This window comes from Nocardia sp. CS682, assembly GCF_004634405.1.
In the GTDB taxonomy this organism is placed as follows: Bacteria; Actinomycetota; Actinomycetes; order Mycobacteriales; family Mycobacteriaceae; genus Nocardia; species Nocardia ninae.
Genome location: NZ_CP029710.1, coordinates 6,532,820 through 6,557,944, shown reverse-complemented (window position 1 = coordinate 6,557,944; position 25,125 = coordinate 6,532,820). Strand labels below are relative to the sequence as shown.

Below are 25,125 nucleotides of genomic sequence, written 5' to 3'. Positions count from 1 at the left end.
CGATTCGCACGACGCGATCACTTCTTCTGCGCGCTGAGCTTGCGATAATCGAACACCTGGTCGATGATCCCGTATTCCTTGGCGTCTTCGGCCGTGAGGATCTTGTCGCGGTCGGTGTCCTTGCGGATCTGATCCGCGTCCTTACCGGTGTGGCGGGCCAGCGTGGTCTCCATCAGGCGACGCATGCGCTCGATCTCGGCGGCCTGGATCTCCAGATCCGACACTTGCCCCTGGATGCCACCCTCGAGCGAGGGCTGGTGGATCAGCACGCGGGCGTTGGGCAGGCAGGCGCGCTTGCCGGGGGTACCGGCGGCGAGCAGTACGGCGGCGGCCGAGGCGGCCTGGCCGAGGCAGACGGTCGCGACATCGGCACGCACGTACTGCATGGTGTCGTAGATGGCCATCAGCGAGGTGAACGAGCCACCGGGCGAGTTGATGTACATGGTGATGTCGCGGTCGGGGTCGAGCGACTCCAGCACCAGCAGCTGCGCCATGACGTCGTTCGCCGAGGCGTCGTCCACCTGCACGCCGAGGAAGATGATGCGCTCCTCGAACAGCTTGTTGTACGGGTTGGACTCCTTGACGCCGAAGCTCGAGTGCTCGATGAACGACGGCAGGATGTAGCGCGACTGCGGGCTCTGCGGCGCCGTGCCGCCGAGGCCTGCGCGTGGGTCAAACTGGTTGGCCATCTTCGTCTCCAAAGTCTGTGTGTGAAAGCGGCTGATGCGCTGAACGGACAAGAGAGTCCGGATGGCGCTTACTTGCCTGCGCCGTTGGTCTGCTCCGCGTGGCTGATCACCCGATCGATGAAGCCGTACTCGAGCGCCTGCTTGGCGGTGAACCAGCGGTCGCGGTCGGCGTCGATGGTGACCTGCTCGACGGACTTGCCGGTGTGCAGCGCCTGCAGCTCGTTGAGCTCACGCTTGGTGTGCGCGAACTGCTCGGCCATGATCGCGATGTCGGCCGCGGAACCACCGATGCCCGCCGACGGCTGGTGCATCATGATCCGGGCGTGCGGCAGGGCGAAGCGCTTGCCCTTGGTGCCCGCGGTGAGCAGGAACTGGCCCATCGACGCGGCCAGACCCATGCCGTAGGTCGCGATGTCGCACTCCGCGAACTGCATGGTGTCGTAGATGGCCATACCGGCGGTCACCGAACCACCGGGCGAGTTGATGTAGAGCGCGATGTCCTTGGTCGGATCCTCCGCCGTGAGCAGCAGGATCTGCGCGCAGAGCTTGTTCGCGATATCGTCGTCGACCTGGGTGCCGAGGAAGATGATGCGATTGCTGAGCAGCCGCTCGTACACCGAATCGCTGAGGTTGAGACCAGCAGTCGCGGATGTCATGACGACCCCTGCCTGATTGACTGTCACGGATACCTGCCTTTTCTAACCGGCTCGTTGGCCGACGGCCATCTCTGGTTCGTTGTCACAAACATTAACGAAGCAGGGCGGCACCGAACTCCCGGTACCGCCCTTCTTCGCTTACAGCGCAACTTCGCTAGCGCTCAGCTGCGCTGTTCGCGAGGGCGCGCTGTGTCTTCGGTTCACTCGCTTCGCTCGTTCACAGCGCAATCAGCGCAGCTCGCAGCCGCTCGTCACGCTGGCACTTCATAAAACTCATTCGGCCTTCGCCGCGGCGGCCTCGGTCGATTCGACCTCGGCAACACCTTCGGCCTCGACCTCGGGGCGGAATCCTCAGGGGCACCGAACATTTCGGCGGTGTCCACGACGTTGCCCGCGGAGTCGGTGACCTTCACCTTGCCGACCACACCCGCAAGCGCCTTGCCGCGCCGGACGTCGGCGAAGATCGCGCCGAGCTGGCCGGCCTGCTGCACCTGCTGGATGAACTGCTCCGGCGCGAGGCCGTAGCGCTGCGACTGGAACAGGATCCGCTCGGTGAGCTCTTCCTGCCCGACCTGGGTGTTGTCCGCCTCGGCGATGGCGTCCAGCAGCAGCTGGGTGCGCACCGACTTCTCGGCGGACTCCTTGGCGTCCTTGTCGAACTCTTCGCGGCTGGAGCCCTGGGCCTCCAGTGCCTCGGCGAGCTTGGCCTCGTCGTGGTCGAAGCCGTGCACCGCGTCGTGGGTGACGGCGTCGATCTCGGCCTGCACGACCGCCTCGGGCAGCGGCACCTCGACCTGCTCGAGCAGGGTCTCCAGCACCTTGTCCCGGATCTCGCCGGCCTGCTGCACCTTCTTGCTGCGCTCGACCCGGTTGCGCAGGTCTTCCTTCAGCTCGTCGAGGGTGTCGAATTCGCTTGCCAGCTGGGCGAAGTCGTCGTCGGCCTCGGGCAGCTCGCGCTCCTTGACCGACTGCACGGTGACCTTGATGACGGCTTCCTTGCCCGCGTGCTCGCCGGCCACCAGGGTCGAGGTGAACTCCTTGGACTCACCGGCGGCCAGGCCGATCAGCGCCTCGTCGAGGCCCTCGATGAGCTGGCCGGAGCCGACCTCGTGGGACAGGCCGGTGGTGGCCGCCTCGGGCACGTCCTCGCCGTCGACGGTCGCCGACAGGTCGATCGAGACGAAGTCGCCGTCCTGGACCGGGCGCTCGACACCGGTGAGTGTTCCGAAGCGCTGGCGCAGCGACTGCAGCTGCTCCTCGATGTCCTCGTCGCCGATGGTGAAGGCGTCGACGGTCACCGCGATGTTCTCGTACTCCGGCAGCGTGATCTCCGGACGCACGTCGACCTCGGCGGTGAACGCGAGCTCCTCGCCGTCCTCGATCTTGGTGATCTCGATCTCGGGCTGGCCGATGACCTTCACGTCGGCCGCGGTGACGGCCTCGCTGTAGCGGCCGGGCAGCACGTCGTTGACGACCTGCTCCAGCACCGCGCCGCGGCCCAGACGCGCCTCGAGCAACTTGGCCGGCGCCTTGCCCGGACGGAAGCCGGGGATCTTGACCTGCTTGGCGAGTGCCTTGTACGCGCGGTCGAAGTCCGGCTTCAGTTCCTCGAAGGGCACCTCGACATTGATCCGGACCCGGGTCGGGCTCAGCTGCTCGACGGTGCTCTTCACGGACATGCTCCTTGTTCGTCGTCTGTTCTGGTTGAGACGCGATCCCCCGTCGTCCCGGACTTCTACCGGGACCCCGGCACCCGCCGGGCTGGCGAGGGACGCGGCGTACGCATCCCGACCAGGTTAGTTGACCGGCCGGGGCGGGCTGCACTCGGCCGCTTCTCGCCGCCGCTACTTCCCGACCGACACCGCGTCGGTGACGAAGACCAGCGTCTCGTTCGGCGCGATACCGCGACCGCCCGCGCCGTAGCCGAGGTCCGGCGGCACGATCAGCAGCCTGCGGGTGCCCTCCTGCACGCCGACCAGCCCCTCGTCCCAGCCCTGGATGACCTGGCCGCCGCCGAGGGTGAGCTGGAAGGGGGTGCCGCGGTCGAAGGAACTGTCCTTCTTCTGCTTGTTCGACCAGGTGACGAGCGCGTAGTTCATGGTGAGCGGCTGGCCGGCGGCGGCGCCGGGGCCGCTGCCCTGGATCAGGTCCTTGGTGATCAGCTTCTTGGGCGGATCGCAGTTGTCCGGGATGGTGATCTTCGGTGCGGAACCGAAGTCGCCGCTCACGCCGATGTCCTCCGCGGTGCATTCCCGGCCCTTGCTCTGGGTCGGCGCAGCCGGTGCCGTCGGGGAGAGACTCTTCGCGGGCGCGGTGGTGGAAGGAGTAGAGGACGCCTTGTCGTCCGACCCACAGGCGACCAGAGTGAACGCTGCCGCGGCCATGGTGCCGATCCCGATGATCCTGCCGAGTGTGTGCATGCGGCGGACCCTAGACCATCATCGCGGCGAATGTCCGAGTCGCCCGGCGCGCGTCGGACTGCCGTTACGCTGACAAGTGGAATCTCCCCCTACGACGAGGAGAGTCGGCGCATGACCCACATGGCGAGCGCGGGTGGCGATACCTCCGCCGACAATGTCGGCAGCGCGGGCGGCGAGAGCGTCGCCCCGCAGCCCTATCGGTTGACGGATATCGCAGGCCCGCTGGACCGCGACGAACTGACCTCGATCGACGCGTGGTGGCGAGCCGCGAATTACCTCGCCGTCGGGCAGATCTATCTGATGGCCAATCCGCTGCTGCGCGAGCCGCTGCAGGCCGAACACATCAAACCGCGACTGCTCGGGCACTTCGGCACCGTGCCCGGTTTGAACCTGGTGTGGGTGCACGCCAATCGGGCGATCCGGCAGCGCGGGCTGAACGCGGTCTTCGTGGCGGGACCCGGGCACGGCGGGCCGGGGCCGAACGCGTGCGGCTGGCTGGAGGGCACCTACTCCGAGCTGTACAGCCATATTCCGCAGGACGCCGCGGGCATGGGTGCGCTGTTCGCACAGTTCTCCTTTCCCGGCGGGGTGCCCAGCCATTGCGCGCCGGAGACGCCCGGCTCGTTCCACGAGGGTGGCGAACTCGGCTACTCCCTGCTGCATGCTTTCGGCGCGGCCCTGGACAACCCGGACCTCACGGTGTTCTGCGTGATCGGCGACGGCGAGGCGGAGACCGGGCCGCTGGCCACCAGCTGGCACGCCAACAAGTTCCTCAACCCGGCGCGCGACGGCGCGGTGCTGCCGATTCTCGCGCTGAACCAGTACAAGATCGCCAATCCGACCATCCTGGCGCGTATTCCGGAGCAGGAATTGGTTTCACTGATGCGCGGGTACGGCTACGAGGCGATCATCGTCTCGGGCAGCGATCCCACCGCGGTGCATCAGGCGATGGCCGTCGCGGTGGACACCTGCATGGAACGCATCGCGCAGATCCAGCGCGCCGCGCGCGGCAGCACCGATGGTGTGCGCCCGGTCTGGCCGATGATCGTGCTGCGCACCCCGAAGGGCTGGACCTGCCCACCCGTGGTGGACGGCGACCCGGTCGAGGGCACGTTCCGCGCGCACCAGGTGCCGCTGCCCGGCGCGCGTTCCGACCCGGACCATCGAGCGGTGCTGGAGCAGTGGCTGCGGTCCTATCGCCCGGAGGAGTTGTTCGACGAGCTGGGCAGGCCGGTATCGGAGCTGCTCGACCAGGTGCCCGAGGGCGACCAGCGGATGAGCGCGAATCCGATTGCCAACGGCGGCATGCTCGTTCGTGATCTGAACCTGCCGGACTGGCGCGATTTCGGGGTCGAAGTCGCCACACCGGGTGGGTCTTCGCACGAGGCGACCAGGGTGCTCGGTGCCTGGTTGCGCGAGGTCACCCGGAACAACCCGGACAACTTCATCACCTTCGCGCCCGACGAACTGGCCAGCAACCGGCTCCAGGACATCCTGGAGGTGACCGGGCGCAACTGGCAGGCCGAAATCGGTGAGTACGACGAGAAACTCGACCGCACCGGGCGGGTGATCGAGGTGCTGTCCGAGCACATGTGCCAGGGGCTGCTGGAGGGTTATCTGCTCACCGGCAGGCACGGGGTGTTCACCTGCTACGAGGCGTTCATCCACATTGTCGACGCTATGTTCAACCAGCACGCCAAGTGGCTCGACGCCAGCGCGGGAGTGCCGTGGCGGCGGCCCATCGCGAGCCTCAATTATCTGCTGTCGTCGCATGTTTGGCGGCAGGACCACAACGGGTTCACCCATCAGGACCCCGGCTTCCTCGACGTGGTGCTCAACAAGAAGCCGTCGATCGTGCGGGTCTACCTGCCGCCGGACGCCAACACGCTGCTGTCCACCTACGACCACTGCCTGCGGTCCCGGCACTACGTCAACGTTGTGGTGGCGGGCAAACAGCCACAGGCGGACTGGCTTTCGGTGACCGACGCGGCCGAGCACTGTGCCCGCGGCATCGGGATCTGGGACTGGGCGGGGCACAACGACGACCTCGGCACCGTCCCGGATGTCGTGCTGGCCTGCGCCGGTGACGTGCCGACACTGGAAACCCTTGCGGCGGCGGCGATTCTGCGGGATCGACTGCCGGCGCTGCGCGTCCGGGTGGTCAATGTGGTCGACCTGATGCGCCTGCAAACGCAGGACGAACACCCACATGGGTTGCCCGACAGCGAGTTCGACACGCTGTTCACCCACGACCGGCCGGTGATCTTCGCGTTCCACGGCTATCCGTGGCTGGTGCACCGGCTCACCTATCGACGGGCCAACCACGACGGGTTGCACGTGCGCGGCTACAAGGAACGCGGCACCACCACCACACCGTTCGACATGGTGATGCTCAACGATTTGGACCGATTTCACCTGGTGATGGACGTCATCGATCGGGTGCCGAGCCTGGGCGAGCGGGCCGCCGGACTGCGTCAGGAAATGGTGGACGCGCGGTGGGAGGCGCGGGCCTGGACCCGGGAGCACGGCGAGGACATTCCCGAGGTCGCCGACTGGAGTTGGCCGTACTGACCCCGGCCTCGCACGCCGCGGCGTGTGAACCCTACGTATACTTCGCTGTCCGGGGACACCTTCAAAAGCATTGTGGTGAAGGATAGTTCGCGAACAAAGTTCCTCGATGCGGTCGGGGCGGAGGTTCCACGTGCTTCCGCTCGACTGTGTCTCGTCGAGGCCCAAGGGGGAGTATCGATGTCGGCGTCAGCCGTACCTGCACGTAAGCCCGAGCTCGTCTCGGTCATCATCCCGGTGTTCAACGGACTGCCGGAATTGGACGAACAACTCGCCGGCCTGGCCGAACAGGACTATCCGGATCCCTACGAAGTGGTGATCAGCGACAACGGCTCCAGCGACGGCCTGGCCGAGCACATCGCCGGACATCCGCTGACCGCGCGATTGCAGTTGCGCTACGTGGTCAGCTCCGCCACACCAGGTCCGTCGTACGCGCGCAACAACGGGGCGGCGCTGGCCGAGGGTGACTTCCTCGCCTTCGTCGACCAGGACGACCGCGTGCATCCCGGTTGGCTCAGCGCGATGGTGCGGACCGCCGCCGATTACGACGCGGTGAGCGGCGCCGTCGAGGTGACGACGCTCAACACCCCGGAGGTGGCCCGCTGGCGACCGATGCCCGCGCCGGAGGACGGCTTCCGCACGCATTACCTGCCCTATGCGCACGGCAACAACGCCGGGTACTGGCGCGCCGCCTTCGACGAGGTCGGCGGATACGACGAGAGTCTCTTCGGCGGCGATGACGTCGACATCAGCTGGCGGCTACAGGAAGCCGGGCTGCGCCTCGGCCATTCGCCGGATGCGCTGGTCGCATACCGGCTACGCACGACCTACCGCGACACTTGGCGGCAAGCGCTCAATTACGGGCGCGGCGCCGTCGAGGTGTACGTCAAGCATCGGGGCGCCGGCTGTCCTCGATTGCCGTTCCACGCGACGTGGTGCTCGATTGTGCTTGTGGTGCTGCACAATCCGTTCCTCCCGCTCACCAGGAATCGTGTCCCGCGCGGTCTGTGGACCCTGCACGCGGGCGTGCTCGCCGGGCGGATCCAAGCCGGCCTGCGCCACCGCACCTACTACGGATAACCGGAGCGCACCATTCCGGGGCCTGCTACGGGGATGAAACTTCCTTGCGCAGGTCCCGGCACTGGGCGACGATCGCTGCATGCTCCTGACGATCACCTGCACACCACCGGAGGACGCCGACTGGCCGGCGACCGACCTGGGGTTCTTGCTGCACAAGAATCCCGGCCGGGTGCAGGCGTTCGAACAGTCCTACGGCACAGCGCATGTCGTGTACCCCGAGGCGACCACCGCCCGATGCACGGTGGCGCTGGTGCTGGAGATCGATCCGATCCGGCTGGTGCGCGGACGTTCGCGCGGGACACCGGATTTCAGTCTCGGCCAGTACGTCAACGATCGGCCGTACGCGGCGTCGTCGCTGCTGTCGGTCGCGATCGGGGCGGTGTTCCGCACCGCGCTGCACGGGCGCTGCACGCTGCGCCCGGAGCTGGCGCAGACCGCGCTGCCGTTGCACGTCGAGTTGCCCGCCGTACCGTGCCGAGGCGGCGCGGAGGTGGCGGAGCGGGTGTTCGCGCCGCTCGGCTGGGCGGTGACCGCCACTGCCCTGCCATTGGATCCGGCGTTCCCGGCGTGGGGAGATTCGCACTATCTGCGGCTGGAGCTGTCCGGGACCGTGCGGTTGGCGGACGCGCTCTCCCACCTGTATGTCTTGCTGCCGGTGCTGGATGGGGCGAAGCACTACTGGCTGGCCGCGGATGAGGTCGACAAGCTGATCCGGGCGGGTGGCGGATGGCTGGCCGAACATCCGGAGCGTGGATGGATCACGCGACGTTATCTGGCGCGGCGGCAGTCGCTCGTGCGGACGGCATTGGCTCGGCTGGCCGAGTTGGACGAAGTCGAGCCGGAGTTGTTGGACGCGGTGGAGGAAGTGGACGACGCCGAGAGTGTTGCTTCCAGCGACCTTGCGGCGGGTGGATCCGAAACCGGCTTCACGCCAGCGCAAGTGGCTGACGGCGAAGACGTTTCGGCCGATCGCCGAGGCGGGGGCGAAATCGCCGCAGCAGACGCGGCGGACCTCGCCGCAACAGTGGCCGGTGCGCACGACGGGACCGTGGCGGGTGCGATCGACGTAGCCGTGGCCGGTGCAACCGACACGGACTCGGCCGGTGTGCCTGACATGGCAGCCGCTGGTGTGCCTGACATCGCAGCGGCAGGCGGGCCGGACTCGGCAGCGGCTCGTGCGTCCGGTCTGGCTGAAACATCGCCGGGCACAGTCTCATTGGCAGTAGCACGACGCGCTGCGGTGCGTGCCGCGCTGCACGAGGCCGGCGCTCGTCGGGTGCTCGACCTCGGTTGCGGCGAGGGCACGCTGCTGCGCGAGCTGCTGTCGGACAAGGCCTTCACCGAGATCGTCGGCGTGGACGTGTCGATGCGGGCGCTGCATATCGCGGAACGCAAGTTGCGGCTCGAGCGCCTGCCCGAACGCGTGGCGCAGCGGCTGACCCTGTTGCAGGGCGCGCTCACCTACACCGACGCCCGGTTGCGTGGTTACGACGCCGCGGTGCTGATGGAGGTCATCGAGCACGTGGATCCGCCGCGTCTCGGTGCGCTGGAGCATGCGGTCTTCGCGGCGGCGGCACCGAGGGCGGTGCTCGTCACGACGCCGAACGCGGAGGTCAATGTGCGCTTCGAGGGCTTGGCGGCCGGTGCGTTCCGGCATGCCGATCACCGGTTCGAATGGACCCGTGCCGAATTCGCGGCGTGGGCCGACGGGGTCGCGGCCCGGCACGGGTATTCCGTGCGGTTCGTGCCGATCGGCGTGGTGGACGCGGAGTTCGGCGCGCCCACCCAAATGGCAGTATTCAGCAAGGTCGAATTCGACAACGCCGCGGTCGCCGTGGCTGCGACCACGGAAGGGGTGGCGTGATGGCAGAGCTCTCCGTGCCCGAGCTGTCCCTCGTGGTGCTGATCGGCAGCACCGGCTCGGGTAAATCCACCTTCGCGCGCAAGCACTTTCGGTCGACCGCGGTGGTGTCCTCCGACGCGTGCCGCGGCATCGTCAGCGATGACGAGAACGATCAGTCGGCCACCGCCGAGGCGTTCGCGCTGCTGCACCACATCGCGGGCATCCGGTTGCGGCGTGGCCTGCGCACGGTGGTCGACGCGACCAACGTGCAGGCCAAGTCGCGGCAGGAACTGATCGCGGTGGCCCGCGCCCACGACGTGCTGCCGGTGGCGATCGTGCTCGACGTGCCGGATTCGGTGTGCCTGGAACGCAATTCGGCGCGCCCGGACCGGGCCTCGCTCGGCGCGCACGTGGTGGTCCGGCAGCAGCGCGAGTTGCGGCGCAGCCTGCGCGGACTGGAGCGCGAGGGCTTCCGCAAGGTGTACGTGCTGCGCGGGGTGGCCGAGATCGAGGCGGCGACCATCGTCGACGAGAAGGCGTGGAACGACAAGCGCGAGCTCACCGGGCCGTTCGATGTGATCGGTGACGTGCACGGCTGCCGCAGCGAACTCGAAACGCTGCTCGGCGAGCTCGGCTATGTCCTCGAACGCGACGACGCGGGCCGGGCGATCGGCGCGCGGCACCCGGCGGGGCGCACCGCGGTGTTCGTCGGCGACCTGGTCGACCGTGGGCCGGACACCCCCGGCGTGCTGCGGCTGGTGATGGGCATGGTGGCGGCCGGAACGGCGCTGTGCGTCACCGGGAATCACGAGAACAAGCTCGTCCGCGCGCTCGACGGCAAGCAGGTGCGGGTGGCACACGGCCTCGCCGAGTCGCTGGCCCAGCTCGACGGCGAGGACGAGGTGTTCCGCAAGGCGGCCCACGAATTCTGTCGTGGGCTGGTCAGCCACTATGTGCTCGACGGCGGCAAGCTCGTCGTCGCGCACGCGGGGCTGAAGGAAGAGTTCCACGGGCGGGCATCGGGGCGGGTGCGGTCCTTTGCCATGTACGGCGAAACCACCGGGGAGACGGACGAATACGGTCTGCCGGTGCGTTATCCGTGGGCCAACGACTATCGCGGCCGGGCCACCGTGCTGTACGGGCACACTCCGGTGCTGGACCTGCAGTGGGTGAACAACACGCTGTGCCTGGACACCGGCGTGGTGTTCGGTGGCAGGCTGTCCGCGTTGCGCTATCCGGAGCGTGAGCCGGTTTCGGTTGCGGCGGAGGCGGTTTGGTACGAGCCGACGCGACCGCTGGAGCCCACCGCAGCTGCGGCAAACGCGGCAGTGTCGGCTGCCGCCGGAGGCGTGGTGCACCGGGATCCCGGCGTGCTCGACCTGGAGGACGTGATCGGCCGCCGCGTCGTGGAGACCCGTTATCACGGGCGGGTCGGCGTGCAGGAGGAAAACGCCTGCGCCGCACTGGAAGTGATGAGCCGATTCGCGATCGACCCGCGCTGGCTGGTGTATCTGCCGCCGACCATGTCGCCGTGTGCGACCTCTGAGCTGGCGGGCTATCTGGAACATCCGGCGGAGGCGTTCGCGTATTACCGCACCGAGGGCGTCGACCGGTTGGTGTGCGAGGAGAAGCACATGGGGTCGCGGGCCGTGGTCCTGGTCGCCCGGTCGGCATCCGCCGCGCGGGACCGATTCGGCATCGACGACGGCGGCACCGGCGTGATCTACACGCGCACCGGTCGGCCGTTCTTCGATGATCCGGTGCACACCGAGACACTGCTCGCCCGCGTGCGCACGGCCGCCGAAACCGCGGGGCTCTTCGATGAGCTGCGCAGCGAGTGGCTACTGCTCGATACCGAACTCATGCCGTGGTCGGCGAAGGCAATCGGCCTGCTGCGCAACCAGTACGCCGCCGTCGGCACGGCGGCCCGGGCAGCGCTCGGTGCCGCCACCGAGGTGCTTTCGGCGGTGGCGGAACGCGGACTGGATGTCGCGGACCTGACGGCGCGCACAGGGGCACGCAAGGCCGATGCCGCGGCGTTCACCGACGCCTACGGCCGTTACTGCTGGCCGGTCGACGGCGTGGCCGGTCTCCGGCTCGCGCCGTTCCAGATCCTCGCCGCCGAAGGATCGAATTATGCGGTGCGCGAGCACGATTGGCACCTCACGCTGATCGACCGGCTGGTCGCGGCCGACAGCGAGCTGTTCGCGCCGACGGGTCGGATGTTCGTCGATCCGACCGACGCGGACAGCGTGGCAGCCGCCACCGACTGGTGGACCGAGCTGACCACAGCGGGCGGCGAAGGAATGGTGGTCAAGCCGCGGCAAGCGTTGGTGCGCGGCGTCAAGAAGGCCGAGGGTGCCACGGGCGACGGCAGGCTGGTACAGCCCGGCGTGAAATGCCGTGGCCCCGAATATCTTCGGATCATCTACGGGCCGGAGTATCTGCGCGAGCACAACTTGGCTCGACTGCGCACGCGCGGCCTCGGCCGCAAGCGCTCGATGGCGTTGCGCGAGTACGCACTCGGACTGGAGGCGTTGGACCGGCTCGCTGCGGGCGAACCACTGTGGCGGGTGCATGAGGCCGTCTTCGCGGTGCTCGCGCTGGAGTCCGAACCGGTGGATCCACGCTTGTGAGAAGCGTGGGCGGACAGCGGACCGAAACAGCTGACACCAGCTAGTGCGGCGGACCCCCGCCGCGCTAGGTGGTGGCGCTATAGCACCCCTCCCCCACACGGCAGCGGGCGTCATCGACAGCGTGGCGACGATGGTGCGCGATCCATCGCTCGTCGGGCGATGGTTGAAGCGCCGCCGAGCCGGGTAACCAACCCGGCGATGAGGCAGGATTCTGCCGCGGCATGGTTCCACGCCGCGATCTCTTCTGAGTGTGTTCGGCGACCTGTTCCCGCTACGCAGGAGGACGAAGATCCATGGTGACTATTCGAAATTCCGCCCGCATCGCGACCGCCATCGGAGCCACCGCGTTGGCCATTGCGTCGGCCACCGCTGTGGCCGCAGCCGAGAACGCCATCGAGGTCAGTGGTGTCGGGCCGGTCAATATCGGGGTCGATTACAGCTGTGAAGCCTCGGCCGGCGTGGCCGCGATCCGGGCCATGGTGGGCGACCCGCAGGCCGACAGCCCCTCGGCCACCGGTACACAAACGGCGGTGACCTGCGACGGCAGCCGCCAAACCGCCGTGGTGCTGCTCACCGGAGCGAACGGTGCGGACGCGCCGCTCTCGGCGGGACAAACCGTCCAGGTTCGCGTTGCCCTGGTCGACAGCAGCGACACCGTCGTCACTGGTCAGGCCAAGGTGGTCTCGCTGGCCTAGACCGAGCTCGGACTCCAACTGTCTCAGACCCATTGCACCCGGCAACTGATACACGTTACCGTGGGTGTTAGCAAGCTGCTTGCAACTGTTACCGCGGCGGCTTCGCAGGCGTACTGGACAAGGGAGTCTGACCATGCCGTTCGCGAGTTCGGACAGCACGCCCAACACCGGGCACATGCTCATCGACGACCGCTTCACCGCCGTGGCCGCGAAGTTCTTCGCGATGTTCCGGCGCAAGCGGCAGGGCGGTGGTGCCCTCTCGGTCTACCTGAATGGTGCACCGGTGCTGGACATCTGGGCCGGCTGGGCGGACGGTGACCGGCGGTGGCGCGCCGATACGATCGCGCTGTCGTACTCGACCGGCAAGGGCGTCGCGGCCACCATCGCGCACCGGCTGGCCGAGCGCGGCGTACTCGACTTCGACGCACCGGTGGCGACGTACTGGCCGGAGTTCGCGGCAAACGGCAAGGACGCCATCACCGTTCGCGACGTGCTGAACCATCGCGCCGGGCTGCAACGCACCCGAGGTCTGCTCGACGACCCGGCGGATCTGCTCGACCACGACGCCATGGCCGCGGCCATCGCCGCCTCCGCGCCGGATCCGTTGCGGCTGCGCGCGTCCGGGTATCACGGGCTCACCTTCGGCACGATCGTCGCGGAGATCGCACAGCGAGCCACCGGGCGCGAGTTTCCCGAGCTGGTCCGAACCGAGCTCGCGGAACCACTGGGCGACAACGACTTCTACTTCGGCGTCCCGCAGCACCAGCGGCATCGGCTCGCGAAGCTGTCACCGCGCCTCGGCATCGCACGCGTGCCGTTCGACCGGATGATCGCCCCGTTCGCCTCGATGCGGGCGGTGCACTCGGCGCGCGGCGCGGTGTACGACGGCTGGGCGGATATGACGCTCGGCGACCAGCCCTACGATGCGATGATGCCCGGCTGGAACGGGGTTTTCACGGCTCGGGCGCTGGGCAAGATGTACGGCGCGATCGCCAACGACGGCATGATCGGCCAGCGGCGCCTGCTGCGGCCGGAGACCACCCGGCTGATCGCGCAGATGCCGCCGAACGGGCGGTTCGACTATGTGCTCGGCGCCGCACCACATTTCGCGCTCGGGTATCACCGTGGCATCGTCGGCACCAGGCTGACCCGGCAAGCGTTGGGGCACTTCGGCATCGGCGGATCCGGCGGCATCGCCATGCCCGCGCTCGGGCTTTCGGTCGCCTTTGTCACCAATCACCTCGGCAACCACGCCATGTCACTGGGTGACGCGCGGCTCCCGGTGCTCGCCGCGCTCTCCCAGCGCGCCGCCAGAGGCGTGAAAGACACCAGCGGGCTGCCGGATACCCTCGACGTCGCGGTCGGCTGAGACGTCAGCTCTCGCGCTTCAGCTTGCGCCAGCCGCCCGCGCGGTTGTTGGCGATGATCTGCTGGAACATCGCGAGCAGCGGTGCGGCAGGGACCTTTTCGCCCTCGCGCACGGCGACGGTTCGGGCGGTCTTGTTGTCGTGACCCGCGGTGATGATGCCGTCGGGGTCAGCGACGATGGCTCCGTCGTAGAGGAAGATATTGACGTGCGTCTTCGCCGCGAGCAGGGCGCAGATGTTGCCGTCGAGCACGAAGTACGGCTGCACGGTGCGCTTGATGGTCTCGACGACGTCCGGATCGGCGGCGTGCACCAGCTCGCGCACCTCTCGGCAGATTGCTTGCTGCCAGCTGGGTAGCGCGTCGATATAGGTGTCGACGCGCGGATCGACCGCGTAGGACATGGACAGATCCAAACACAAATCCGGCGGTCCGATGACCGTTTCTCGCCAGCCTGAGTACGATCGACCGTATGGAAAGTGGCCCCGACTCTGCGGTCCTCACCCGGCGCGAGCCGGCCGAGATCACCGATAAGCGCCTGCTCCGCGGCGCGAAGACGCGGCAGACCGTGCTGCGGCACGCGGTGGACATCGCCTCGCTCGATGGCCTGGCGGGTTTGAGCTTCGGCAGGCTCGCCACCGACTCCGGGTTGAGCAAAGCGGGCATCCAGACGCTGTTCAAGACCAAGGAAGCCTTGCAGCTGGCCGCCATCGACTACGCGCGCGACCTGTTCGTCGAGGAGGTGATCGAACCGACCAGGACAACGCCGCACGGTCTCGCCCGGCTGCGAGCGCTGATCGAGAGCTGGCTGGCCTACGCCGAGACTCCCCTGTTCGCGGGCGGCTGCTTCTGGGTCGCGAGCATGCCGGAGCAGGACAGCAGGCCGGGGCCGTTGCGCGACGCGCTGCTGCGGGACCGGCGGGCGTGGGTGAGCATCCTCGAGCGGGAGTTGCGCGAGGCAGTGCGGGCGGGCGACATCGCCGAGGTCGATCCGGAACTCGCCGCCTATCAGATCGATGCGGTGCTGTGCGCCACCAACACCGCGCTGCGCGTGGGCGAGCAGGACGCCATGAGCCGGGCTCGGCGCATCGTCGAGGGTTTCCTCACGTCGCCCTGACCGCCGGTAGTTGGCGTACCAGCATTGAAATAACAATGGCGACAGCGAAATTCGCGATCGACGACATCATGAAGGCGTGCCCCGCCACTGCGGCGCCGGTGTCCGCACCGGGCTGGAACGCGGCGAAGAAGACCGCGCCGATCACCGCGACGCCCAGCGCACCACCGATCTGCTGGGCAGTCGACAGCGCCCCCGACGCCGTGCCGACAGCCGCCGGTCCGACCCCGGACAGCACCGTGTTGAGCAGCGGCGTGATGAGCAGCCCGCCACCAGCACATTGCAGCACGATCGTTGCAATCACCAGCGCCACAGGGAATTCCGAGCTCGACAGCAGCACCACCACGGTGCACAGATAACCGGCCACCATCAAGATCGACCCGAGTTCCAGTACGCGCCGACCATATTTCGGCACGACGCGGCTCGCGACCATGCCGAAGACGAAGAACGTCGCCGCACCGGGCGCGTAGACCAGCCCCGCCCCGAGGGCCGACATGCCGAGGCCCTCCTGGAGCGAAATCGACAGTGCCAGATAGTAAGACGTGAGCAGCGCGTATACACACAGCACGAGCACGATGCCCACCGTGAACGAGCGCTGGGCAAACAGACCGAGATCCACCAGCGGGTCGCCACCCGTGTCGGCCACGCGCCGTTCGACCACGGCGAACAGGGCGAATGCGGCCGCGCTCGCCACGAAGCAGGCCAAGGTCCACCACGGCCAGCCCGCCTCGCGCCCCTGAATGAGCGGGAAGGTGAGCAGTAACAGCGCGGTACTCAACGCGAGTACGCCAGGAACGTCCAGCCTGCGCGCCCCCGTCACGCGGGTCTCCGGCACGAATTTCGCGGCGAGCAGGATCATCGCCACCCCGATCGGCACGTTCACCCAGAACACCGCGCGCCACTGCGCCCCGAACAGATCCGCGCTGATCAGCAACCCACCGATGAGCTGGCCGCCGATGCTGGCCATGCCGATCACCACTCCGAGCACACCGAAGACCCGGTGCCTGCTGCGTTCCGGCACCAGCACGGCGATCATCGCGAAGACCTGCGGAACCAGCAGCGCGGCACCGAGTCCCTGCACGACCCGCGCCGCGATCAACGTGCCGGGGCCCGGCGCGGCGGCACACACGATCGAGGACAGCGTGAACACCGCCGCGCCGAGCAGGAAGATCCGTTTGCGTCCATACATATCGGCGATGCGGCCGCCGGTGATCATCAGTACCGCGTAGCTCAGCTGATAGCCCGCCAGGATCCACTGGAGTTGCCCCTCGGTGGCACCGAGATCCGCGCGGATCGCGGGGCCGGCCACCACCACGATGTACGCGTCGAGGATGGCCATGAACATGCCGACCATGACCACCGACACCGCGGTCCACGGCACGACGGCCGGGCTGGTGCCGACAGCTGGTTGCAACTCCGTCATGCCAGAGACAATACGGTCGACCGTATGTTTATGACAACAGCCTCAGGACGAAGGCTTGTGTGCCACCGCGAAGATCCGGCGGAACGGGAACCACGTGGTGCCGTCGGACCTCGCCGGGTAGGCCATGCGCAGCCGGGCCGCCAGCTCGGTACGGAATTCACCCCAGTCTTCCTCGTCCAGCGCGGCGCGAATCGGTCGAAGCGCGGTGCCGGTGACCCACTCCAGCACGGGATCGGGGCCCGAAAGTCGTTGCAGATAGGTGGTTTCCCAGACATCGACGACGGTGTCGTCGGTGGCCAGTGCCGTCGCATAGTCAGCGGGCGTGGACACCGCGTCGGCGCTGCGCAGCGCGATCTCGGCCAGCCGAGCCTGCCAGCGCGCCTCGGTCGCCAGCGCGCGGATCTCCCGATGCGACGGCGCGTCGAAGTTGCCGGGCACCTGCATGGCGAACCAGGCGCCGGACGGCAGGGCGGGCAGCCACTCCGCGAGCAGGCTCAGGTGATCCGGAACCCATTGCAGGACAGCATTACTGACGACGACATCGGTCTCGGGGTCCGGCGCCCAGTCGTGTATATCGAGCACGCGGGCATTGATTCCCCGCTCCTGGGCTTCCTGCACCATCTCCGGCGAGGAGTCGAGTGCGTCGAGTTGCGCGTCCGGCCATCGTTCGGCGAGCACACCGGTGAGCGTGCCCGGCCCGCAGCCCAAATCCACTACCCGCCGCGGCTTTTCGGCGTCGATCCGGCTGATCAGCTCGAAGAACGGGCGGGCACGGTGATCGGCGAAATCGAGGTACTTCTTCGGATCCCACATACGAAACCCTTCTCGTAAACAGTACGAGCGTACTTAGTACGATTGTACTGCAAGGCGGCGATCTGGAGCCGGTCCACTACAAGCAAACCGACCAGTTTTCGATGGGTATTTCCGGGTAGTCATTACCTACCCATGGATGTCCACGCCGATGCCGCCAGCAAACAGAGGGTTGCCGACCCGATCGCCCTGATCGGCTTCGCGCCCCGGCGACGACGCCCCCGCCCGCCCCGACTCTCGTTCCTCAATGTTGTTGCACGCAAGACAGATACAGTGAGCTGTATCGGAAAGGTGCGTGAATCATGACGGAAGCCAAATTCGCTGTCGGCGACCGAGTCCGCCACGTGTCCATCGGACGTCACGGTGTCGTAGTCGCGGTCGACACGGAGTATTCGCCGGCCCACGACGAAAACGACCTCAGCCTCAACCCCTCCGTCCGTGACAGCCCCTGGTACCGGGTGACGCTCGAGGACGAGAACGGTCAGCCCGTGGAGACCTACCTATCCGAGTCCCAGATCGATTCCGAATAACACCGACCCGCGCGAAACACAGCGGGATGGTTGGTGCCCGGTTTGTGTCGGTTGGTGCCGCTAGTCTGCTGAAGTGGTCGGACCGGATTCGGCGCTGCGCCGACTGATGCGCGAGGCAGCGAAGCTGCTGCAGCCCTATGGCTTCCAGGGCTCGGATGACATGTGGGTGCGAGTCGTGCCCGGGGGTGTGGCGTCGGTCAGTCGCACCCGGGTACTGCGCACCTGGACCGAAGGACAGCAGGTGCTGAAGTTCGGCCTGACCCTCAACGCCACACCCGCCGCCTGGTGGGAATTCCGCAACTGGCGCAATACACAGCTCGGTCGCCCGCTCGTGCCGCTGGAGCAGGCGACCGGCCCCGGGCTGATCAGTGACCACGGCATGCCGGACGAGCTGACCCAGCCGTGGTCGCTGGGGGTCGACCCGGCAACGGCGGGCAGGCATGCGCTGGCGGCAGACGTCGACGCCATTCGTGCCGAGCTACCCAAGCGCGTGCACGCCTATGCGCGGCGCGCGCTACGACTACTCGAGCCGGACCGGTATCTGGACGAGTTACTGGCCGACCCGGATCCGCAGAGTGAGGTGTGGGAGGCGATCGTCGTGCTGCTCGCCGATCGCGGGCCTGGGCCCGAACTGGAAGACGCGTGCACCCAATTACGGGCGTACCTAGCGGCTCGAGACGAATCGGCCTATGCGGAGAGCCTCATCGCGTACGTGCAAGGCCGCGCCGCCCTGGTCTGAGCATCCTCCAATGAAGGCGCTGGGCGGCGCGAAAATCGCTTAGCTGCCGGGCCATTACGAGCACGCCACTGAGTCGTACACCATCGCCCGGCCCATTGCGGCACGGGCAATTCCGGTAAGTGAACCCGCGGCATCGGGGAGCTCGCTGCCGCGCTCCCCTCGCATCTCAACGCGTCGCGCCGAGCCGGACTCGTAGTCCCTCTGCGAATGTGCGCGCCGCCGCGAGATCGGTGGCGTCGGGTCGCCCCTTCCGGATGCCGCCGACGAGCTTGAACGGTGCGTAGGTGTCGAACGCGCGGCACGAGAACGTGTCGGCCACCTCGAATCCCTTCTGCTCGAGCAGGCGAACCATGGGGCGGGAGAAGCGCTGCATACCGGCATCCGGAAAGCCGCTGCTGGCGAAGACGAATGCGGCCCTTCGCGGCTCCTGCGGGAGCGACTCGACGAACTCCCGCAGCTGGGCGTGGAAGGAACCGAGGAAGATCCCCGAGCCGAACCCGACGAGGTCGTAGCCGGCCAGCTCGGCGGCATCGGTGCGCTGCGGGTCGACAACCCGGGCTTGGAGCACCTGCCCCATGACGTCGGCGATCTTTTTCGTGTTGCCGTGAGACACCGAGGTGCACACGATGATGGCTTTCATGACGACGCTCCTTCAGGTTGCGTTGAACCGGACATGCTCTGAGACACCGCCCGGTTCACGACCGTGACATCCGGGCGCCTGTGGTCCCCCTCACGCCGCGGGTTCCTCAGATGTTCTGCGGCCGATCGAGCGGGCGCAGCACGTCGGCGGAGCGCAACTTGTCCGGGTTGCGCACCGCATACAGGCCGGTGATGCGGTCCCCGGCGATCTCGATCATCAGCACGGTGTCGAGCTGACCGTCCTCGGACCGGAGCAGGATCGCGGGCAGCGCGTTGAAGGTGCCGAACTCGGCGACCATGCCCGCCATGCTGTGCTTGGCGAGCTTGATGAGGAAGCCGGCGACCGCTGCGGCACCGGTGATCGGGCGACCGGCGACGATGGCTTTACCACCACCATCGGAGATCTGCACGACATCGGGAGCGAGCACGTCCATCAGGTTCTGCACGTCACCGGTGCGTGCGGCGAGCAGGAACCGATCGAGCACCGCGCGATTGGTGTCGGCGTCGGGCTGGAAGCGTTTGCGGCGTGCCTGCACGTGTTCGCGGGCGCGGTGCGCGATCTGGCGCACGGTGGTGTCGGACTTGCCGATCATCTCGGCGATCTCGACGAGGCTGTGGCCGAACACCTCCGACAGCAGGAACACCGCCCGCTCCGTCGGACTCAACGTTTCCAGCACCAGCAGCATGGCCATCGACACCGATTCGGCCAGCAGCACATCGTGACTGGCGTCGTGTTCGGTGCGGATCGGTTCGGGCAACCAGTTGCCCACGTAGTCCTCGCGGCGGCGGCGCGCCGACCGCAGCTGATTGAGCGATTGGCGTGTGACGATCTGCACGAGATAGGCGCGCGGGTGTGCCACCTCGTCCGGGTCGATGTCGCGCCAGCGAAGATAGCTGTCCTGCAACACGTCTTCGGCGTCGGCCGCGCTGCCGAGGATCTCGTAGGCGATGGTGAACAGCAGCGGACGGAACTGGTCGAACACGTCCGACGCGGTGGTGTCTTCGGTTCGCTCGCTGGGCTCGCTCATCGGGCCGCCGTCCGGCTCGGCGCCGGCACGGTCGGGCCGGGCAGCCATCGGTAGGCCCGCGGGTATCGCATCGAGGTGAGGGTGAAGCGGCACACCCGTTCCTTGACCATCGCCGCCACTCGCCCCGACAACACGAACCCGCGCGGCGTGTCATCCAAGTGTGTGGCTTGAATGAACCCGTCGCGGCGCCCCAGACTGACTGCCTGTCCCACCATGCCGATCGACAGCGGTTCCGGTCGTTCACCCCTGATCAACGCGAGCACCGTGTCAGCGCCGTGCGCCCCCATCGGTATCGCCGCTTGGCAACTCATTCTCAAGTGCTCCCCCACGTGTAGCGGCGGTGCGACAGCGTCCCCGACGCCGACGATCCGCCCATGATCAACACACACCAACGTATCGTCGGTGCGCAGCCGACCGTCAGCGGCCACCGGCAGGCCGCTGCGCGACGCCAGATCCGGCACGCCGAACGAGCCCGCCCACACTGTGCAATCGCTGGGCAGCACACCCGCATCGGTCGCGACACCGTCGGCACGGATCCCGGTCACCCGCAACCCGGCGCGCACCCGCACCCCAGCGTCCGCGAGCCTGCCCTCGATGCTCGCCCGGCTCGACTCGGGCAGCCACGCGGCCACCGACTGCGAAACCAGCTCGATCGCCAAAGACGGATACCGGTAAGCGATTTCAGCGGACGTCTCGATCCCGGTCAGCCCACCACCGACCACCACAACCCGAGCACCCGCCGACAGTCGCCGCAGTCGCCCACGCAACGATTCGGCTCCGTCGAGATCGGCGATATCGCATGCGTACTCGGACCCGGCCGGGCCGCGAGCGGCGGTGCTGCCCACCGCGTACACCAGGTAGTCGAATGCGAGCGCGGAACCGTCATCGAGCAGCACCGAATCCTCGTCGATCCGCTCCACCGTCGCTACCCGCAGCCGAACGTCGCGATGCAACAGTCCCCTGTGCTGCCGCACCGCGCTCGACACACCAGCCGCATGTTCGTGCAACCGAATCCGTTCCACGAACTGCGCCCGCGGATTGACCACGGTGACCTGCACATCCGACCGGCCAACCGCCGCAAGCCGATTCGCGGCCATCGCCCCCGCGTAGCCTGCACCGACAACCACCACCCGCACCATCACAACCACCTCCATGCAGCTCGACCAGATGTCTCGAAGACACCGCCCGAGCGGAGACCGTGACATCTGCAGAAAGTGGTGGCAATCACAATGATTCGCTTGGCTGACCGGCGGCCAGCGACAACTTCCAGACCACACGCGTGGGAATCGGTCAGGTAAACGAAACAGCCTCTGACCTTCGTACGCAGATCAGAGGCTGTTCGATGCTGTCGGGGTGACAGGATTTGAACCTGCGACCCTCCGCTCCCAAAGCGGATGCGCTACCAAGCTGCGCTACACCCCGTTGTTCCTCGCGGCGGGTGTCGGCCGCCGCCGAGGCTGAATTCCGTGTGGAGCGGGTGACGGGAATCGAACCCGCACCATCAGCTTGGAAGGCTGAGGTTCTACCATTGAACTACACCCGCAGGCATACGACATCGATGGGATCGCCACGATGTCGTGTGCGTTCCGACTGTACCGAACCCTGCTTCGCAATTGCCAATCAGCCCCCCGCGCAGCGGGTTAGCGCGGGGTGTGTCCGGCCCGTCGGCGCGCTGTCGCGGGCGCGCGCCGGAGGGCAGCCGCCCCGGTCAGGGCGTGGCGCACGGGCCAGAACTAAATGAAATTAAAAGGCTTCTGTTCCTGGAAACTCGGGCGTGTCGGATGGAAAGCGGGGAGCATATGGGACGCGTGACGACTCCTGTCGGGGGGAGCCGTGGCCCACGGGGTGGCCAGCAGTCACGCCCGACCGGTCGCGGAGAGGATGCCACCCTTGGGGACATCACGACTCGCCGATATCGCACTAGCAGTAAATTGCGCTGTGCGACCGACCGCCGGGTGTGCTGTGGGCAGGAAAAACCGGCTCCACACCTCCAGTGGGCAGAAGACCCGCAGACTCTCGGCTACTCATACCGCTACTTCGGCACCACGACCAGGCGGGCGGCCCGGCAGGCCGACCGCTCGGCCCCAGGGCGCCGAGACATCGCGAGTGGCCGCGGGGACCCGACTGACGCACCGCTACAGCGTGTCGTCAGCGTGTCACGGCGCGACTTCTCAGCGAACGAAATCCAGGTGTAACGCCCACGCGTGTGCAGCGATCACATACCCGATCGCCATTCGCGAGGCATCGAGAACACGTTGCAAAACAGCGTATTTTGATGCCGAGTGGCTTGCTAGGATCCTTTTTGCCGGACGGGGGTATCTGGAAAGGGGGCGGTGAGCGTGCGCCGAGCGAGGTGGACACAACCGCGTAGCAGTGCGAACGATCGGGGTGACGTCGGCACCTGTGTCAGCACAGGGCCTCTGGGTACCGACGCCACCTGCGTCGGGTGAGTTCGATGTCGATCGATATCGAACCCCCCGTCGCCGCGATGGCCCGCGCCTGGGCCCGTGCGGTGTGCGCCGAGCCGGGTACCGGTGCGGCGCCCCAACAGCTGGAACCGGTACTGATCGACATCGTCGAGCGCCTGCTCAGGCTGGCCAGGTCCGAGCCGTTCCCGGTGCCGGAGGCCCGGGTGCTCGGGTCCAAGCTGGCCGAGGCCCCGTTCGACCGGATACGCATGCTCGCGCAAGCCTCACGGTGGCTACTCGGCTTCCCCTCCGGCGCGCCGGGCTCACTCGTCGCCACCCGCTGGCCGCTCGTCGCCAGCCAGGCCATCGACAGCTACGCCCAAGCGCTCCAGGAACGCGCGCTGGCGCAGCAAGAACAAAACCTCTCGGCCAAGGTCTCGCTGCGCGTGCAGGAGATCGCCGCGCTGCAACACCGGCTGCGGCACGAGGCGACCCACGACGCGCTCACCGACCTGGCCAACCGGACGCTGCTGCAAGACCGGGTGCGGCTGATGGCGACGGACCCGAACCGCGGCGTCGGACTGCTGCTGATCGACCTGGACCGGTTCAAGCAGATCAACGACGGCTACGGCCACGCGATCGGCGACGAGGTACTGGTCGAGTTGGCCAACCGCCTGCGCGAGGTGTGCCCCCCGGACACGGTGATCTGCCGTTACGGCGGCGACGAATTCGTCCTCGCCGTCAACCCGCCGCACAACACGCTCGGCGACCTCGCCCACCGGATCGTGTCCGCGCTACGCGACCCGGTGTGGTCGACGGCGGGCCCGGTGCCGGTCTCGGCGAGCGTCGGCACCGCGTTCTGTCCGCCCGGAAGTCCCTGCGACTTCAGCGATCTGCTGCGCCGGGCCGACCGCGCGATGTACTCGGCGAAGACGGCGGGCGGGCGGCGGTTCGCGCTGGCCGACGAGCCCGCCATCGACGAGGCCGTCGCCGGTTGAGGGACTGATCCACCTGACAGGTGGGACACCAGAACAGATTCTGAGCCTCCATGACCGCGTGCGCGACCGGGGTGCCGCACACGCGGCACGGCGCGCCCTGGCGGCGGCAGACGTAGGTGCGCGGCCGGTCCGGAGCGTAGGACGGCTCACCGTGGTCGTCCTCGGGCCGGACCACGACCATCTTGCCGACCCGCACGCCCACCTTCATCAACGCGACCAGATCGACCCACATTGCGTCCCACTCGACGGCGGACAACGCGGTACCCGGCCGGCATCCGGTTCGTGCAGACCTGGGAGTCCAGTCGGAACCCGAGGTCGAAGTCCTCGCTTTCCGCCTCGGCGCTTCGGGTCACGCCACCGCGCAGAAGATAGCTGTAAACGCGGTCGAATACTGTTCGTTGGTCTGCTCGGTGTTGACGCTGATGGTCGCCGCGGTTCCCGTGCTCGTGGCTATCGCCATCGTGCTGAAGCCGGGAATCCCGCCGGAATGCCCCCACGCCTCCTTCACTTCGTTCCCACAGGGCACCTTGAATCGGACCAAGCCGAGTCCGTAGGTCATCTCGGTGAAGGGCGGCATCGGTATCGCGTCTTCCATCTGCGCGAGTTGTGCTGCCGGTAGCAGTTTTCCGGTGACCAGTGCGATGAAGAACCGGTTCACGTCGGTGCCCGTGGAGACGATCGCGCCGGCCGCGCCCGTCCAGGCCACCTCGGCGTCGGTGGCGTCGACCCACTTGTCATCGACCTTGCGATAGCCCAGCGGATGCGGATCGCGCAGGCCGGTGTCACCGCGCGACGGAATGTAGCTGTCGCGCATCGCGAGAGGTTCGAAGATGCGACTGCTGATCTCGGCGGCGAGCGGACGGCCCGCAATGTGTTCGATCAGCATCGCCAAGAGCGCATAGTTGGTGTTGGTATACCGGAATTGCGCTCCGGGCTCGAACTGCGGCGGCATGCTCATCGCGATACGCACCAGGTCTGCCGGTGTGAAATCGCGATAGGCCCTGCCGTCCGTCGTCTGATCGAGTTGCTGAGGCAGCTTCTCGGAGCCGCCTTCAGGGGCGAAGTCCGCGAGGCCGCTGGTGTGCTGGAGCAATTGGTGCACCGTGATCCGGTTGCCGTCATTGCCGTTGCCGTGCACGACACCCGGTAGATACCGCCCGATCGGAGCCTCGAGATCGACGGAGCCCTCGCCGACGAGTTGCATCACCACCGTGGCAGTGAAAGTTTTTGTGACGCTGCCGATTCGAATATGAGCCCCGTCCGCATAGGGTGCGCCGGTGGCAAGGTCACCTGCACCGGCGGTGAACGTGTGCTGTCCGTCCGGTCCGCTGACAGTTGCCTGCGCGCCGGGCATCCCGGAGCGGACCAGGTCGGTCAGCGCGTCGGTAACCCGAGTAGACATCGATGCGTCAGCACTCCGATTCGCTGTGCTGTCGGCCGCTGTGCTCTCATCGCAACCCGCCGCGGCCAGCATCGCCGCGGCG

General features: G+C 67.4%; 21 protein-coding genes, 2 tRNA genes and 1 pseudogene. 10 read left to right on the top strand and 14 right to left on the bottom strand.

Annotation, left to right across the window (positions count from 1 at the left end):
* Positions 1–17 precede the first annotated feature (17 nt).
* The 4 genes from DMB37_RS29425 to DMB37_RS29410 all read right to left on the bottom strand — a co-directional run bounded on the left by DMB37_RS29425 (position 18) and on the right by DMB37_RS29410 (position 3,765).
* On the bottom strand, positions 18–689 hold the full coding sequence (locus DMB37_RS29425; RefSeq protein WP_135235459.1) for an ATP-dependent Clp protease proteolytic subunit: 672 nt from the start codon (positions 687–689) through the stop codon (positions 18–20).
* Positions 690–757: 68 nt separating this feature from the next.
* Positions 758–1,345 carry an ATP-dependent Clp protease proteolytic subunit gene (locus tag DMB37_RS29420; protein WP_135235458.1) on the bottom strand — a complete coding sequence of 196 codons (588 nt, stop codon included), beginning with the start codon at positions 1,343–1,345 and terminating at the stop codon, positions 758–760.
* A gap of 251 nt (positions 1,346–1,596) precedes the next feature.
* Positions 1,597–3,018: a trigger factor gene (gene tig, locus DMB37_RS29415; protein ID WP_240771702.1), complete on the bottom strand. Its 1,422-nt coding sequence runs from the start codon at positions 3,016–3,018 to the stop codon at positions 1,597–1,599.
* A 171-nt stretch (positions 3,019–3,189) separates the two neighbouring features.
* On the bottom strand, positions 3,190–3,765 hold the full coding sequence (locus DMB37_RS29410) for an FKBP-type peptidyl-prolyl cis-trans isomerase (RefSeq protein WP_135235457.1): 576 nt from the start codon (positions 3,763–3,765) through the stop codon (positions 3,190–3,192).
* Positions 3,766–3,876: 111 nt separating this feature from the next.
* Between DMB37_RS29410 and DMB37_RS29405 the strand changes: the two genes are divergently transcribed.
* The 6 genes from DMB37_RS29405 to DMB37_RS29380 all read left to right on the top strand — a co-directional run bounded on the left by DMB37_RS29405 (position 3,877) and on the right by DMB37_RS29380 (position 13,956).
* A complete protein-coding gene (locus DMB37_RS29405; RefSeq protein ID WP_206055030.1) occupies positions 3,877–6,336 on the top strand; it encodes a phosphoketolase in 2,460 nt (819 codons plus the stop codon).
* A gap of 177 nt (positions 6,337–6,513) precedes the next feature.
* Entirely contained in the window at positions 6,514–7,413 is a 900-nt protein-coding gene (locus tag DMB37_RS29400; protein WP_135235456.1) for a glycosyltransferase family 2 protein, read from the top strand.
* A gap of 79 nt (positions 7,414–7,492) precedes the next feature.
* The gene (locus DMB37_RS29395; protein ID WP_135235455.1) at positions 7,493–9,277 is read left to right on the top strand and encodes a 3' terminal RNA ribose 2'-O-methyltransferase Hen1; all 1,785 of its coding nucleotides are present in this window, start codon (positions 7,493–7,495) and stop codon (positions 9,275–9,277) included.
* Positions 9,277–11,892 carry a polynucleotide kinase-phosphatase gene (locus DMB37_RS29390; RefSeq protein WP_135235454.1) on the top strand — a complete coding sequence of 872 codons (2,616 nt, stop codon included), beginning with the start codon at positions 9,277–9,279 and terminating at the stop codon, positions 11,890–11,892. The genes DMB37_RS29395 and DMB37_RS29390 overlap by 1 nt, the downstream gene beginning before the upstream one ends.
* 293 nt (positions 11,893–12,185) lie before the next feature.
* Positions 12,186–12,587, top strand: a complete 402-nt coding sequence (locus tag DMB37_RS29385) for a hypothetical protein (protein WP_135235453.1) — start codon at positions 12,186–12,188, stop codon at positions 12,585–12,587.
* Between the two features lie 133 nt (positions 12,588–12,720).
* Complete coding sequence (locus tag DMB37_RS29380; protein WP_135235452.1) at positions 12,721–13,956, top strand: serine hydrolase domain-containing protein; 1,236 nt, start codon at positions 12,721–12,723, stop codon at positions 13,954–13,956.
* Positions 13,957–13,960: 4 nt separating this feature from the next.
* On the opposite strand, the gene DMB37_RS29375 is transcribed toward DMB37_RS29380, so the two are convergent.
* The gene (locus tag DMB37_RS29375) at positions 13,961–14,356 is read right to left on the bottom strand and encodes a DUF1801 domain-containing protein (protein WP_135235451.1); all 396 of its coding nucleotides are present in this window, start codon (positions 14,354–14,356) and stop codon (positions 13,961–13,963) included.
* Between the two features lie 68 nt (positions 14,357–14,424).
* Between DMB37_RS29375 and DMB37_RS29370 the strand changes: the two genes are divergently transcribed.
* Positions 14,425–15,069, top strand: a complete 645-nt coding sequence (locus tag DMB37_RS29370) for a TetR/AcrR family transcriptional regulator (RefSeq protein ID WP_135235450.1) — start codon at positions 14,425–14,427, stop codon at positions 15,067–15,069.
* Here DMB37_RS29370 and DMB37_RS29365 read toward each other — a convergent pair.
* Together DMB37_RS29365 and DMB37_RS29360 are read right to left on the bottom strand one after the other, a co-directional pair.
* Positions 15,056–16,489: an MFS transporter gene (locus tag DMB37_RS29365; RefSeq protein ID WP_135235449.1), complete on the bottom strand. Its 1,434-nt coding sequence runs from the start codon at positions 16,487–16,489 to the stop codon at positions 15,056–15,058. The genes DMB37_RS29370 and DMB37_RS29365 overlap by 14 nt on opposite strands.
* A 42-nt stretch (positions 16,490–16,531) precedes the next feature.
* Positions 16,532–17,302: a trans-aconitate 2-methyltransferase gene (locus DMB37_RS29360; protein ID WP_135235448.1), complete on the bottom strand. Its 771-nt coding sequence runs from the start codon at positions 17,300–17,302 to the stop codon at positions 16,532–16,534.
* 299 nt (positions 17,303–17,601) lie between these two features.
* On the opposite strand from DMB37_RS29360, the gene hspQ reads away from it, so the two are divergent.
* Both hspQ and DMB37_RS29350 read left to right on the top strand, forming a co-directional pair.
* Entirely contained in the window at positions 17,602–17,829 is a 228-nt protein-coding gene (gene hspQ, locus DMB37_RS29355) for a heat shock protein HspQ (RefSeq protein WP_135235447.1), read from the top strand.
* A gap of 73 nt (positions 17,830–17,902) precedes the next feature.
* The gene (locus DMB37_RS29350) at positions 17,903–18,568 is read left to right on the top strand and encodes a hypothetical protein (protein ID WP_135235446.1); all 666 of its coding nucleotides are present in this window, start codon (positions 17,903–17,905) and stop codon (positions 18,566–18,568) included.
* Between the two features lie 166 nt (positions 18,569–18,734).
* Here DMB37_RS29350 and DMB37_RS29345 read toward each other — a convergent pair whose 3' ends face one another.
* From DMB37_RS29345 to DMB37_RS29325, 5 genes are all read right to left on the bottom strand, one after another.
* On the bottom strand, positions 18,735–19,208 hold the full coding sequence (locus DMB37_RS29345; protein WP_135235445.1) for a flavodoxin family protein: 474 nt from the start codon (positions 19,206–19,208) through the stop codon (positions 18,735–18,737).
* Between the two features lie 106 nt (positions 19,209–19,314).
* Entirely contained in the window at positions 19,315–20,235 is a 921-nt protein-coding gene (locus tag DMB37_RS29340) for an RNA polymerase sigma-70 factor (RefSeq protein WP_135235444.1), read from the bottom strand.
* Complete coding sequence (locus DMB37_RS29335; RefSeq protein ID WP_240771701.1) at positions 20,232–21,389, bottom strand: NAD(P)/FAD-dependent oxidoreductase; 1,158 nt, start codon at positions 21,387–21,389, stop codon at positions 20,232–20,234. Before DMB37_RS29335 ends, DMB37_RS29340 begins: the two co-directional genes overlap by 4 nt.
* Before the next feature lie 194 nt (positions 21,390–21,583).
* Positions 21,584–21,657: transfer RNA gene (locus DMB37_RS29330), tRNA-Pro, on the bottom strand.
* A gap of 47 nt (positions 21,658–21,704) precedes the next feature.
* Positions 21,705–21,778: transfer RNA gene (locus DMB37_RS29325), tRNA-Gly, on the bottom strand.
* 912 nt (positions 21,779–22,690) lie between these two features.
* On the opposite strand from DMB37_RS29325, the gene DMB37_RS29320 reads away from it, so the two are divergent.
* The gene (locus tag DMB37_RS29320; RefSeq protein WP_135235443.1) at positions 22,691–23,641 is read left to right on the top strand and encodes a GGDEF domain-containing protein; all 951 of its coding nucleotides are present in this window, start codon (positions 22,691–22,693) and stop codon (positions 23,639–23,641) included.
* Positions 23,642–23,654: 13 nt separating this feature from the next.
* Here the strand turns inward: DMB37_RS29320 and DMB37_RS29315 are convergent.
* Together DMB37_RS29315 and DMB37_RS29310 are read right to left on the bottom strand one after the other, a co-directional pair.
* A pseudogene (locus DMB37_RS29315) lies at positions 23,655–23,912 on the bottom strand (zinc finger domain-containing protein); the annotation flags it as partial.
* Between the two features lie 78 nt (positions 23,913–23,990).
* Positions 23,991–25,115: a serine hydrolase domain-containing protein gene (locus DMB37_RS29310; RefSeq protein WP_370465426.1), complete on the bottom strand. Its 1,125-nt coding sequence runs from the start codon at positions 25,113–25,115 to the stop codon at positions 23,991–23,993.
* Between the last annotated feature and the right edge of the window lie 10 nt (positions 25,116–25,125).